The organism is Microbulbifer maximicatervae (SeqCode), from assembly GCF_052467695.1.
This window is the reverse complement of record NZ_CP174320.1, coordinates 3143385-3156250: the sequence shown is the minus strand read 5'-3', so window position 1 is coordinate 3156250 and position 12866 is coordinate 3143385. Positions and strand designations below refer to the sequence as shown.

At 49.9% G+C, this 12866-nt stretch carries 12 protein-coding genes; 4 read left to right on the top strand and 8 right to left on the bottom strand.

The window, feature by feature from the left end; genetic code table 11:
• Positions 1-4: 4 nt before the first annotated feature.
• A complete protein-coding gene (locus ACJJI8_RS13970) occupies positions 5-514 on the bottom strand; it encodes a GNAT family N-acetyltransferase (protein ID WP_444894356.1) in 510 nt (169 codons plus the stop codon).
• A gap of 63 nt (positions 515-577) precedes the next feature.
• The gene (locus tag ACJJI8_RS13965; protein WP_444927354.1) at positions 578-1468 is read right to left on the bottom strand and encodes a patatin-like phospholipase family protein; all 891 of its coding nucleotides are present in this window, start codon (positions 1466-1468) and stop codon (positions 578-580) included.
• A gap of 101 nt (positions 1469-1569) precedes the next feature.
• On the opposite strand from ACJJI8_RS13965, the gene ACJJI8_RS13960 reads away from it, so the two are divergent.
• The 3 genes from ACJJI8_RS13960 (at position 1570) to ACJJI8_RS13950 (ending at position 3404) form a co-directional block, all read left to right on the top strand.
• Positions 1570-2085, top strand: a complete 516-nt coding sequence (locus ACJJI8_RS13960) for a PH domain-containing protein (RefSeq protein WP_282933480.1) — start codon at positions 1570-1572, stop codon at positions 2083-2085.
• A 59-nt stretch (positions 2086-2144) separates the two neighbouring features.
• Entirely contained in the window at positions 2145-2861 is a 717-nt protein-coding gene (locus tag ACJJI8_RS13955; RefSeq protein WP_444932736.1) for an esterase/lipase family protein, read from the top strand.
• An 84-nt stretch (positions 2862-2945) separates the two neighbouring features.
• Positions 2946-3404 (top strand): GNAT family N-acetyltransferase, encoded by a 459-nt coding sequence (locus ACJJI8_RS13950; RefSeq protein WP_444932735.1) that lies wholly within the window; start codon positions 2946-2948, stop codon positions 3402-3404.
• Positions 3405-3474: 70 nt separating this feature from the next.
• Here the strand turns inward: ACJJI8_RS13950 and ACJJI8_RS13945 are convergent, their stop codons facing one another.
• From ACJJI8_RS13945 to ACJJI8_RS13920, 6 genes are all read right to left on the bottom strand, one after another.
• Positions 3475-4983, bottom strand: coding sequence for a PepSY-associated TM helix domain-containing protein (locus tag ACJJI8_RS13945; protein WP_444932734.1), 1509 nt, complete (start codon positions 4981-4983; stop codon positions 3475-3477).
• A gap of 27 nt (positions 4984-5010) precedes the next feature.
• The gene (locus ACJJI8_RS13940; protein ID WP_444932733.1) at positions 5011-5589 is read right to left on the bottom strand and encodes a hypothetical protein; all 579 of its coding nucleotides are present in this window, start codon (positions 5587-5589) and stop codon (positions 5011-5013) included.
• A gap of 110 nt (positions 5590-5699) precedes the next feature.
• A complete protein-coding gene (locus ACJJI8_RS13935; RefSeq protein ID WP_444932732.1) occupies positions 5700-7910 on the bottom strand; it encodes a TonB-dependent siderophore receptor in 2211 nt (736 codons plus the stop codon).
• A 346-nt stretch (positions 7911-8256) separates the two neighbouring features.
• Positions 8257-9825: an AbgT family transporter gene (locus tag ACJJI8_RS13930; protein ID WP_444932731.1), complete on the bottom strand. Its 1569-nt coding sequence runs from the start codon at positions 9823-9825 to the stop codon at positions 8257-8259.
• Between the two features lie 80 nt (positions 9826-9905).
• A complete protein-coding gene (locus ACJJI8_RS13925) occupies positions 9906-10913 on the bottom strand; it encodes a tryptophan--tRNA ligase (RefSeq protein WP_282933487.1) in 1008 nt (335 codons plus the stop codon).
• A 121-nt stretch (positions 10914-11034) separates the two neighbouring features.
• Entirely contained in the window at positions 11035-12033 is a 999-nt protein-coding gene (locus ACJJI8_RS13920; RefSeq protein ID WP_444932730.1) for a helix-turn-helix domain-containing protein, read from the bottom strand.
• 324 nt (positions 12034-12357) lie between these two features.
• On the opposite strand from ACJJI8_RS13920, the gene ACJJI8_RS13915 reads away from it, so the two are divergent.
• Positions 12358-12768, top strand: coding sequence for a rhodanese-like domain-containing protein (locus tag ACJJI8_RS13915; protein WP_444932729.1), 411 nt, complete (start codon positions 12358-12360; stop codon positions 12766-12768).
• The last annotated feature ends 98 nt before the right edge of the window (positions 12769-12866 follow it).

Here is a 12866-nt window from a genome sequence, read left to right as displayed (position 1 = left end):
ATCATTAAATATCCAAGGATCTGGGGTTTAGCTTCGCCGTGAGGATATGATCCTCCCAGCATCCATTGATCTTCAGGTATTTTGCCGCCCTACCCTCGACAACGAAGCCCAGTGCCTCCAGTAGAGCAGCCGACCTATCGTTGCCAGGCATGTAGTTAGCCATCACCCTATTCAAATTTAGGGTGTCAAAAGCATAATCAACGACATGACGACACAAGCTCCCCATTAAGCCCCGCCCCTCGTGGGACTGGTCAACTGCATATCCCATATTACAGGCCTGAAATGGGCCTCGGATGATATTCGTCAAGGAGCAAACACCCAGTAACTGATCACACCCGGACTCTAATGCAGCAAACTTTAAAATTCCTCCAGAGCTTATGCGTCGAATCCAGGACCCGGAACTGTGAAAACCGGGCTCACGAATGGGCTCCCAGCGCTTCAGGTGCTCTTCATTAGATAAATAAAAAGCAGATATGGCGGGCGCATCTGTCACTCCGAGCAAACGTATTTCCACCAGTCGATTACCTCACCATTCACATTCTGATTAAGCTCAATCAACCCATTTATACCGGCACTACTATTCAATTGACGGTAAAGAGTCCCGCTGACCGGGAAGCTCACCAAGAAATTCCCAACCCCGGGTCCTGCCGCTCTCATAACCTTCCTCAAGCAACTCTGCTTCCTGGGTAAAACGCTTAACCGGGAAATTGTCTGGAGGCGCAATAACCGAAACCTGGCACCCCTCTGGAGGCACCTCGATAAACTCCAGAGCCCGATTATATTTCTCCCCCCTCTCCAGCACGGCCTCAAATAGCCGGGCATGATCACGGAAAAACTGTTTGATAAATTTTGGAGCAGGCCCCTTAATTTTCCGATACCCCAGAGGGCGCGAAAGAATAACGGTTATATTTCTGGCCCCCTGCTGATAGGCCTGAATAATCGGTATCGAATCAGCCAGACCGCCATCGGTCATAGGCTCCCCATCCACTTCAGGAAACCCCCGGTAAGCAACCGGAATGGCACAAGAGGCCGGGAAAACCTCGTGCATATTTTCTGGAGTTACTTTCAGGTATCTAGCCTCCCCCGTGTTGATACTGGTAGTCACGGCATAAAGCGGTATTCCATTCTCAACATAACTATCGACACTGAGCGGAATATCCTGATAGGACGCATGCCACAACCAGCCAATATCACAAAAATGACCGCCTCGGAGATAGCGGCGCCAGTCGATGAAGTCTGCCCGCCGGGCATGGTCCATTAGTATTTGCCGACTTCGCCCATGATTTCCCGCCAGATAACCAATCAAGTTGGTGGAGCCTGCGGATACACCGATCGCAAAATCAAATGGCCGATAGCCCGCCTCCAAAAATGCATCCAATACGCCTGCAGCGAAAATCCCCCGCATAGCACCCCCTTCGACCACAAGGGCTGACTGGGAATTCTCGTTAATCAAAATACAGTCTTCCATAGCGAGCAACCGTTAAAACCAAACCATCTCTACCTTTGCCAAGCAGATTCCAATAGCACTATGATTGAGGCATTCAGGTAATCCGTTGAGTTAAACCAAGTATGCCAACAATCGCGTTTAAAGCGCCGTGGAGCCGCCAGCTCCAAATTATCAGTGCCATATGCACATTACTCCTACTGGGACTGCCGCTCTTTCTGGCATCGAGAGCACCAGCTGCTCCATCTACCCTCTATAGCATTGCCATAGCACTTCCGCCTGCAATACTGGCTCTCAGCGCCTTCTTTGCCATCCGTGGTTACGCCATCAAAAATGGCAACCTCTTGATATTGCGCCCGGGTTGGAAAACCACCATCTCCTTGGAGGGGCTATCTGAAGCATTCCCCGACTCAACCGCCATGCAAGGATCAGTCCGCATCTTTGGCAATTCCGGCTTATTTGGCTATATAGGCCTGTTTCAAAACCAAAAGTTGGGGCGCTATCGTGCATTTGCTACCGATCAGCAAAAATCTGTCGTACTGCGCCTGGCTACACAAACTATCGTGATCACCCCCGATAAACCGGAGCGGGCAGCGGACATTCTCCGCCAACACTGCCAACTTCAACCCAACCCAAATTAATTGCTCCGACAACAACGCCACACGAATAGGTACAAGAAGTCGACAGGAAGTTCAAACCGATGAAAAAGTTCGCTTTTATAATTGCCGCCGCATTTACGCTGCTATCAGCAAGTGCTCACTCCGCTTGTGTGATTTTATTGCATGGATTAGCCAAATCAGATAGCTCAATGGAGAAACTGGCAAAGGCCATAGATGCCGAGGGTTTCCAAACGGTCAATATTGATTACCCTTCGACCAAGCACTCCATTGAAGCTTTGGCCAGCATGGCCATTGCGCCTGCTGTCGAGGAGTGCGGTAACGCGCAAGAAATCAATTTTGTCACTCACTCCATGGGCGGTATTCTGGTAAGGCAATATCTACATTCAGCTGAAATCAAAAACCTGAATCGCGTTGTCATGTTGGGCCCACCCAATAAAGGCAGCGAAGTAGTTGATAAACTGGGAACATTCCCCGGTTTCAAGTTTATGTTTGGGGATGCTGGGCTACAGCTGGGTACCGGCGAGATGAGCGTCCCCAACAAGCTCGGTAGTGCAGATTTTGATGTAGGTATTATTGCCGGTACTCGCAGCATCAACCTGATTCTATCCCGCCTTATCCCAGAAACCGATGATGGTAAAGTCTCCGTATCCAGCACAAAACTGGATGGCATGAATGATCATCTGCAAATGCCAGTGACCCATGTGTTTATGATGAAAGATAAAAAAGTTATCTCGCAAGTTATCCATTACCTCAAGCATGGATTCTTTCATAGAGCCGACAATCAGGCATCCAATTAAAATTAATCGATCTTATAAATAATCTATACCTTTTAACTCCAATCACAATACAAAATTAGTGACAATAATTTGGAATTCACCTTTATGCAGTGGCAATGGTGCAGCTTTAAAGAGCTTACGCTCAGTCAACTTTACGAAGTTTTGCGAGTAAGGCAGGAAGTTTTTACGGTAGAACAAGATTGCCCCTATCAGGATGCCGACGGCAAAGACCAACACTCCTGGCACCTGATCTGCTGGGAAGGAGACGAAAATAACCCGCAGGTTATGGCCTACCTGAGAGTTGTTTTCCCAGGCCTTAAATACCGGGAACCTTCGATAGGAAGAGTATTAACCGCAGAAGCCAGTCGCGGAACAGGCCTGGGCAAGGAGCTGATTCGCCGAGCCGTAATGCACACATGCGAAGAATACCCCAACACTGGTATTCGCATTTCAGCTCAACAACATTTGGATAGATTTTACGGGGAATTTGGCTTTGAGCAGGTGTCTGAGCCATATGAGGAAGACGGCATCCCGCATATCGAGATGTTACGCCCTGCCAATTAATTGAAAGGGACCTTGTAAGTCCGATAGAAGTTTTGGGGGCCCTGCAGAGGCACTGCGGGACCCCAAAAATCTAGTTGCTACCCAGTGGATTGGCACCGGCGGATACAGGCTCGCTATCCGACTGACGCGCCCTGCTATAAAGGCAAGAGGCCGCGATTCCAGCAGCAATTAGCAACCACACAACATTAACGACCAGTGATGCTCTCACAAAGGAATCCTCACCAAACTGAGCAACGTGCACTACAACTGCACCGACGCAAGCGATAATTGTGGCAATACGCAGAGACATAGACCACTTGGCCACTGTCCCCATGAAGGCAGCCGCAACGCTTAACGCCAAGGTCACCAGCCAGAACACCTGCGCAGCATTTAGCTTAAACGCCAGATAAGTCACCGCACTCAGAGCAATCGCAAATGGCACACCCCATACCTGAGCCATCCAGACTCGCTCCAAACGTACGGCGGGATTGCCGCGCTGACGCTTGCGAACAAACCAGATATTGATGCCGGATACCACCAGCAAACACATCCCCACCCCCAGCAGGAAGTAAGCAATTTTCACTGGGAAACCGGAAAAGTGGCCAAAGTGTAAACGGTACGTAGAAAGGTAAACCTGCTTAGCCGCGTCTCCCTCAGACCAACCCTCTTTTTCAATCAGGCTACCATCGGGATTAAAGTGGTAACGCTCACCCCAGACCAAACGCTCTGGAACCCGGGTCCACACCTCAACAACCTGGCCTTCACGTCCAGGGAATGCCACTTCTATACGAGTGCGCTCTTCTTCCGGTGCGATACGATCCATTGTTGCCAGAATTGCAGCATAATCCGGATAATCAACTTCAGGGGCGTTTTCCTCCATCACCGGATGATCCGCGTAAAGCATGTGCTCTACCTTTTCCGTATCACCCTCAAAGAATACGCCGGCAATTGCAAAAGCGGCTACCTGGGACAACCCGATAAAAGCCCCGGTAATGGCTATGGCAAGATGAAAGGGAGAGGCCCAAACCCCCAGGCGATTGTGCAAATCCACTTGCTGAAGACGCTTAGAGCCAGAAAGACGGAAAGAGAAAGCGTCTTTAATAATTTTGGGATGGGCCAGCAAACCGGAGACGATCAGAGCGGACATCACCATCCCGATCAAACCAACCAGGATGACTCCATAACCAACAGGAAGGTTGAGCGCGTAATGCAGGTAGGCCAGGAAGTGGGTCCACTCATGCTCCACCTTGCCCAACAGGGAACCATCTTCAGCGACATATCGCTCCATATCGCCGACTTCAACCATCAATCTGGGCTTATCCTGATTGGGGATGGTGAAGGTAATTGAATCGAGATCCTCTTTTTCCTGCTTGGCTAACGCAATCGCATTTTCTGTAGCAGTCCGATACACAGAGGCTTCAACATTAAGGTTCTCCAACTCGGAGGCCTGCTCCCAGCGTTCGAACTCATTGTAAAAAACCGCCAGTGTTCCGCTGACACAAACAATATATAAAAGAGTGGATACCGCCAGACCGAGAACTGAGTGTCCATCAGTCATATCACGGACAAAGCCTGGGGTCGGTTTAAAGGAAAATTTCACGTTAAATTCCTACTCAAGTCCGTTGATCTATGCTGCCGAAGCGGGAAGCGCAAAGGTCAGCAACAAGCCGCTGACCACCGAGAAAGCCAACATGGCAGCCGAAGGGCGCAGAAGCTTTTTATCGGCGCAGCACCAAACCATCGCCAGGGTCCAGATTATCACCGACAGGAAGGCTCCGCCGACCAAGCGGACAGTTTCAGAAAATCCGGTAAAACCAAAGAAAAGCAAACCGGCGATCAAACCACTAGCCGCGGGCAAAAGAAAGGCAGCCATAAAACGCAAGAAGCCCCGCAACCACAATGGAAGCAGGGCTTGCGTTTCGGGCGTTCCCGAGCGCTGCTTTTCAACGGGCCTAGGGCCACTGGGCCAGTCACCCTTAAGGGCCAATAAAGCAAAGACTCCGAGCATTACAATTAAAGTGGCAATACTGATTCCATATTCCACCCCAACAATTGAGCTCCACCCAAAAGCCGACAACACCATGGCTCCCCAGCCACTCCAACGGCGCACGGGCTCTGCCCCTCTGCGGGACCAAGCGGAATAAAGGAGCAGAATCCCGGCCAAAGCAAAGGCGCTGGAAGCTCCTGCAATCATATAAAAAGACATTGGCATAACCATAACAGCGAGAGACTCGCCTCTCGTCTGGTTGCTTAAACGTAAAAAAGGGAGCCCGCCCACAGACTCCCCCTGCGGACAGGCTCCCAGTCTACACTAACTTAAAAAATGTAGCGTGCTTCCGCAGTTACATAGCGTCGTTCACCGTAGAAGCAGTCACCGCGGCTCAGGCATGAGGTCGTGTGCACTTCATCAGTCAAGTTCTTCACATTGACCTGAAACTTCCAGCTATCCAGCGTGTAGCCAATAGTCGCATCATACAGAGTATATGAAGGATTATCGGTCGGGAACTCTGCCAGCAGCGCATCATAGTACGCGTAGTAAGCGGGAACACCAGTGAACTGTGATAACACGATCTCCCGTGTTTTATCCATTCCCGCATAACTCTCCCCAACATATCGTGCACCCAAACCAACACTCAAGCCGGGAACCCAATCACCAAAGTCATAGTTCCCCCAGAAAGAAAACTGCTCTTCTGGCACAGCCTCAAGTTCAGTACCAACCTCATAGTAAGCTGTACTTTCTGTTATTTCAGAGTTCGTAGTACTGTAGTTTGCAATCAGGGTTAAGTTACCCCACTTTCCGCTAGCTTCAAGCTCTAATCCATCAATTTCAACTCCACCGAGCTGAGTGGCTTCACCTGAGCCAGCAGAGCTCAGGTCATAAGTTAGGAAGTTTTTCTGCTTAATTTCATATGCGGAAGCCGTAACTAGCAAGTTAGTTCCTTCGGGCTGAAATTTAATCCCAGCTTCAATCTGCTCGCCTTCAACCGGGCGGAATGCACGACCTGACGAATCCGTACCAGCCACAGGTTCAAAGGACTCCGAATAGCTAACATAAGGAGAAATGCCACTATCAAAGGCGTACATCACACCGAGCCTCATGGTAGTAGCGTCTTCACTATCTGCATTTTCTCCTTCTGTCCGAGACTTTGTAATGTCCTTACGAAGGCCAGCATTGACAATGAAGTTACCCAGGGAAACTTGATCCTGAATATAGAACCCTAGCTGCTCAGTGCTAGTTTTTGGATAATCGTAAGGCTCAATCCCTTCCGGAACGTAACCGTATACGGGGTCGAAGATATTGATGCTCCCACCAGCGCCAACTGCATAAATTTTATCCTCATTGATCTCCGCATCTTGGCTATCTAAGCCAAACGAGAGATTGTGCTCGAGTAAACCGGTAGAAACCTCTCCAGAAACTCGCAAATCAAAAATTAGCAAGTCACTAGTTGCATCCTTCATATAAGCAGTACGAGAAATATCACTTATATCTTTATTCAAGCGTTGTGTAAGATCGAAATCCGCATACATTGAATTGTAATCAACTTCGCCCTCAGAATAGCGAAGACCAGCATTAATACCCCAGCTCTCGTCAAACCGGTGATCGACCCAAATGCTATAAGCTGTTTGCTCAGTATCATACTTGTCCCAACCTGGCTCACTCAGGAAGGTATCAGTAGGTATATCACCATTTACGTTATCAATACGCGTACCGCCCCAGGGCAAGAATGCAGCTGTAGTGCCGGTTTCATCTTTTTGATAACTTGCCAAAAAGGTAACTTCTGTATCGGCACTTGGACGCCAAGAAACCGAAGGCATAAATAGGGTGCTATTATCCTCCACATGATCCACTTGCGCGTCGGCATCACGCGCATAGCCAACTACACGATACAGCCATTCTCCATCAGCATCGAAAGCACCAGTAACGTCCCCCGCAATTACTTTCCGATTATAGTCACCACCCTGGACCATCAATTCGCCACCAAATTCACTCTTGGGACGCTTTGAAACCAAGTTAACGATACCACCCGTAGAGCCCTGACCGTAAAGAACTGAAGACGGGCCTTTAAGGATTTCTACCCTTTCATATGCATAGAGATTAGCCCGGGAGCTGGTGTAACTACCAAAGATAGATTGCAAGCCGTCAACAAACATAACCGGCTCAACTGCACGAATGGTTGACCAATCCCCACGGGAGTCAACTCCGTAAGTACCGCCATTTACACCTGCGGTGTACTGGAGAGTATCTTGAATCGACTTAGAGCCAGTTGTGTCGAAGAATTCTTTATCACGTAAGGAGATAGAAAAGGGGGTCTCATCGACCGGAATATTCAGCTTACCAATGGAGGTCTGACGATCCAGATTCAGATCACCGATAACATTAACTTCTTCAATTCCTTCATTTTTATCTTCTGCAGCGAACGCCACAGAAGAACCGCCCGCAGCAATAGCCAGCGCCAATAAAGAGCGGCTGATTCCAGAAATTACAGGAGAAGCTTTTTGCATACTTTTAATTCGAGCGGTACTCATGGAGATCCCTCAACGCAACTGAATTTGGATGGATCACAGTCAAACTGTGACCCAGGTAACTGGGCGCGAATCCTAATAGGAATCGTTATCATCTACAACATTATTGGAACATTTTTTTACTAAAAAGAGCGATGACATGATTAGGGACAAGAAATACGGCATTAAAGGACAGCATTGCAGTCTACAAGCTGCACTTTCGTACCATCAGGATGACTTGATGAAATGAATAAAAGCAGACTCTAAGGCAGGAAAAATACTAAGTGGCTGCCCAGCAGCAACCACTCAGATTGAGATTGTAGATATCGGGACTTGATTTAGAGAGACTTAGACAAAGATCCCCGACCTCTTAAGGGTAGGTATAACTAGCCTGCACCCCCAAAGGCATTCCCAGTGTCCAGTAAGCCACCAGGAACAGCGACCAGCAAATCAGAAACACAATGGAGTACGGCAACATGATGGATACAAGTGTCCCAATGCCCGTTCCCTTCACATAGCGCTGGCAGTACACAACCACCAAGGGGAAGTAAGGCATCAGCGGGGTAATAATATTCGTGGAGGAATCACCTACCCGATAAGCCGCCTGGGTGAGATCAGGGGAGAAACCGATCTGCATCAACATAGGCACAAAGATGGGGGACAGCAGCGCCCACTTGGCAGAGGCGGAGCCCACAAACAGGTTAATAAAGGCCACCAGCACAATAATTCCCATCAGGGTGATTGGTCCCGGCAAGTCCATGGCCGCAAGCAAGCTACCCCCTTCCACCGAGAGTAATGTGCCCAACCCAGAGCGGGCGAACTCAGAAATAAACAGCGCACAGAAAAAAGCCATCACGATGTAATAAGCCATGGAGCCCATGGTTTTGGACATCGCATCAATAACATCCTTACTCTGGCGGAAGGTACCGGCCGCATAGCCAAACACCACACCGGGAATCACAAACAGCAGGAAGATCAGCGGCACAATCGACTTCATAATTGGCGCAGTGAAGGAGGCTAATTGCCCTTCTGCATCGCGCAAGGCTGAGGTCTCTGGCAGCATCCAGGCCACAAGCCCGACGATACCCGCCACCATCACAGTTACCGCCAGGTACATGGCTTTTTTCTCGCGGGCGCCCAGCTCCTGCATTACTGGCATATCCGCTTCATCGCCATCCACCTCTACATTCTTGAGGCGGGGCTCGATGACCTTATCCGTCAACCACCACCCCAGCAGGGTCACCAGCAGGCAGGATGCCGAAGTGAAGAACCAGTTATTAAGGGGGTTTACCTGCATTTCCGGGTTGGCGATTTGTGCGGCTGTCTGGGTAAAGCCTTGCAGTAAGGGATCAATCGCTGAGGGAACAAAATTGGCAGAGAAGCCCCCTGAAACTCCGGCAAATGCCGCAGCGATACCCGCTAAAGGGTGGCGCCCTGCCGCATAGAAGATCACCCCTCCGAGAGGAATTACCAATACATAACCCGCATCTACGGCTGTATGGCTGACGATAGCCACCAAAATCAACATAGGTGTCAGCAGCATCTGCGGCGTTACCGCCAGCAGCTTTTTCAATACCGCATTGATAAAGCCACTCTGCTCAGCCACACCGACCCCCAGCATGGCTACCAACACCACCCCCAGGGGCGCAAAACTGGTAAAGGTAGTTACCATACCAGACAGGAAGCGGGCCATTTCACTACTGGAAAGCAGGTTGGTTACCTGTATCGCCTCACCGGTAGCGGGGTGTAAGGCTTCGAAGTTAACACCGGAGAGAAGCCAGGAGAGTACCCAGATTCCCACCATCAAGATCAAAAACAGAACGGCGGGATCGGGTAATTTATTACCGACAACCTCAATAAAATTGAGCGCTCGATTAATCCAGCCATTTTTATTATCGGCACTATTGCCGGCATCAGGATTTGCCTGAACGTTTTCCATGTTTGCACCCTGTACATTTATTATTTTTTATTAAAAAGGAGGCCGATACTCCATGGCCTCCTGCTTTTTCAGGAAAAGCTCTAACCTATCTTGCGGATACCAACCGCGTGACGCAACTTCTCGATAAAGGGCGCAGAGTAAGCGCGAGCTTTAATAGCCCCCTTCTCCAGCTCCGTTTCAATTTGGTCCGGGTTAGCCAGCAGCTCATTGTAGCGCTCGCGAGCTTCACCGATCTGGCCGTTCACCAGCTCAAACAACTGCTTCTTGGCCTCACCCCAGGCAATGCCCTCTTCAAAAGCTTTGCGCATTTCTGCTGTCTGTTCTTCGCTGGCAAATGCCTGCCAAACCTGGAACACAGTGGAAGTATCCGGATCTTTTGGCTCACCCGGCTCCAGCAGGTTGGTTTTGATTTTATTAATGTGCTTTTTCAGCTTCTTCTCAGGAAGGAACAGCGGAATAGTGTTGCCGTAACTCTTACTCATTTTGCGGCCATCCAGGCCCTGCAGCACAGCTACGTGGTCGTCAACTACCGCTTCTGGTAAAGCGAAGTGCTCGCCGTAGTGGTGGTTGAAGCGCTGGGCAATATCCCGAGCCATTTCGATATGCTGTACCTGGTCTTTACCCACCGGCACCTTATTGGCATTGAACATCAGGATGTCCGCGGCCATCAGGATCGGGTAGCTATACAGCCCCATGGTGACGCCAAAATCGGAATCCTCGCCATCGGCGCGGTTGGCATCTACCGCTGCTTTATAAGCGTGGGCACGGTTCATCAGGCCCTTGCCTGTCATGCAGGTGAGCAGCCAGGTTAGTTCAGGAATCTCATGGACGTCGGACTGACGGTAGAACACCACATTGTCGGTATTCAGGCCCAAGGCCAGCCAGGTTGCAGCGATCTCCAGGGTGGACTGATGGACCTGTGCCGGGTCCTGGCACTTAATCAGTGCGTGGTAATCGGCCAGAAAGTAGAACGATTGGTTGTTTTCATCCTGACTCGCGGCGATCGCCGGACGGATTGCACCCACATAGTTCCCCAGGTGTGGAGTACCGGTTGTTGTAATACCGGTTAATACGCGCTGTTTCGTCATAATTCCTTCGTAGTCTGTACTGTCATCAGGCAATAGAGACCGAATCATACCCCTTTAGTGCCCGGGGGTGTATCAACCAAAGGTACCGACTCCCCATAGCCGTACCAACGCGCGGCCAACGTTAAGCCTCAACCGCCACTTTGGCGGAATTCTGGAATTGGCGCTGATATTCACTGGGCGAAATCCCAAACGCCCGACGGAAATGGTGACGCAAGGTCGCACTACTCTCAAAGCCAGCCAGTTGGGCTGCTCTGTCTATAGACTCCTTACCGGACTCCAGCGCCTTCTGCGCCGCCCGCAAGCGCTGCTGAATCAGCCACTCCTTGGGAGCAATTCCCATCGACTGGCGAAACTTTCGGTCAAAACTACGGCGGGATAAATGAGCGCGCTGCGCCATATCATCAATTTTGATAGCGCCATCCAAATTGCCAATCGCCCAATCCAGCGCGGCGGAGAAGTGGTCTGGCCGTTTGGCAACGGGCATCTCCACATATTGGGCCTGGCCACCCTGCCTATGGGGTGCCATCACCAACCGACGAGCCACCGAATTGGCTAATTCATAACCGTGATTGCGCCGCAAAAACTCAATGCCCAGATCGATGGCCGCACTACTACCCGCAGCGCAAGCCAGTGCATCCTCCCACACATAGAGAACGTCTCCCACATACTCCACCGCAGGAAAGCGCTCACGAAAACGATCCGCAAACAACCAGTGGGTAGTCGCCTGCCGACCATCAAATAGTCCCAGTTCCGCAGGCAGAAAAGCACCGGAGCAAAAAGTAAGAATTTGGCGGCCGGCAGCGGCAAACTCAGCCACCGCCTTATGTACACGCTCCAAATAAGCATCTTGTGGTTGTGCATTGGTCGACCAACAGGGAATCACCAGCAGATCATAATCCATCAAACTCTCTACCCGCCGACAAGCCAGAGCCAGACCGCCGGTCGCCAGAGGGTTTTCCTCAGCGAAAGTCACAATTTCACCGGTGTAGAGCTCGCTAAGTTCAGGTCGGGGTAGGCAAAAGAATTCGGTAGCGCAACCGAGTTCGAAGAGTGAGACCTGCCGGTGGGCGAGAACAGCCACTTTCTGGCTCTTATTAGGCTTTTGTGCCAACGTCGACATAGGTACCCCTAACCCTCAGCAGTTAATTAAATTAGGTTAACGAATAAATCCAATCCAGCATACCCAGTTGAGCAGTTATTGAAAGCAATGCAGGGAATAAAACCCTCAACCTTTGAAGCATTATTTAATCGGTAAATCACCATCATCCTCAAATAAGTAAAGCCGAACCCCACTAGCCAAAGCCGACCCACAAGTTTGCACGCAGAATTGGCGCAAAATTAATGCTATCTGGCTCAGAGGCGGATCGCCCGGGAGCAACCAAAAAGGGACACTATCACCACTTGAAAACCTGACGAACCACCGAAAAATCACCGGGAGTAATATATGAGTTCAGCCGTAAGTAGAGTACCCGCTGCCAACAGTCAAGATGCGCTAAACCACTTCCAAAACCTCCTATCTTTTGAAACAGACTGCTGGGATGTACACCACGCAGTCAGCCAAAATCGCAAGGATTTCGTACTTTTAGATGTGCGAGGTGAAGAGGCTTATAAAAACGGACATATACAAACGGCTGAGTCCTTACCATACAGCCGTATCAATAAAGACAAGCTGAGCGAATACCCTTCAGGTACTTTATTTGTTGTCTATTGTACTGGCCCACACTGTAATGCGACAGAAAAAGCAGCTATCAGGCTGGCCACGCTTAACAGGCCAGTCAAAAAAATGATCGGCGGTATCAGCGGATGGCTAGATGAAGGGTTCACCCTCATCCAAGAAACAGCCAAATCAATTTAATTCCTATTGTTAACCTCTTACAGGATGACATAGCTTGGCATAAGGATGTGCCAAGCTATCAAACGCCGATTCAAAGAAACACTGATTAAATGGTACTG

What these genes read in the sequence shown, in the direction of transcription:
- ACJJI8_RS13965 (WP_444927354.1), bottom strand. Translation starts at nt 1,468, where the DNA reads ATGGAAGACTGTATTTTGATTAACGAGAATTCCCAGTCAGCCCTTGTG.
- ACJJI8_RS13960 (WP_282933480.1), top strand. Translation starts at nt 1,570, where the DNA reads ATGCCAACAATCGCGTTTAAAGCGCCGTGGAGCCGCCAGCTCCAAATT.
- ACJJI8_RS13955 (WP_444932736.1), top strand. Translation starts at nt 2,145, where the DNA reads ATGAAAAAGTTCGCTTTTATAATTGCCGCCGCATTTACGCTGCTATCA.
- ACJJI8_RS13950 (WP_444932735.1), top strand. Translation starts at nt 2,946, where the DNA reads ATGCAGTGGCAATGGTGCAGCTTTAAAGAGCTTACGCTCAGTCAACTT.
- ACJJI8_RS13940 (WP_444932733.1), bottom strand. Translation starts at nt 5,589, where the DNA reads ATGTCTTTTTATATGATTGCAGGAGCTTCCAGCGCCTTTGCTTTGGCC.
- ACJJI8_RS13935 (WP_444932732.1), bottom strand. Translation starts at nt 7,910, where the DNA reads ATGAGTACCGCTCGAATTAAAAGTATGCAAAAAGCTTCTCCTGTAATT.
- ACJJI8_RS13930 (WP_444932731.1), bottom strand. Translation starts at nt 9,825, where the DNA reads ATGGAAAACGTTCAGGCAAATCCTGATGCCGGCAATAGTGCCGATAAT.
- ACJJI8_RS13925 (WP_282933487.1), bottom strand. Translation starts at nt 10,913, where the DNA reads ATGACGAAACAGCGCGTATTAACCGGTATTACAACAACCGGTACTCCA.
- ACJJI8_RS13920 (WP_444932730.1), bottom strand. Translation starts at nt 12,033, where the DNA reads ATGTCGACGTTGGCACAAAAGCCTAATAAGAGCCAGAAAGTGGCTGTT.
- ACJJI8_RS13915 (WP_444932729.1), top strand. Translation starts at nt 12,358, where the DNA reads ATGAGTTCAGCCGTAAGTAGAGTACCCGCTGCCAACAGTCAAGATGCG.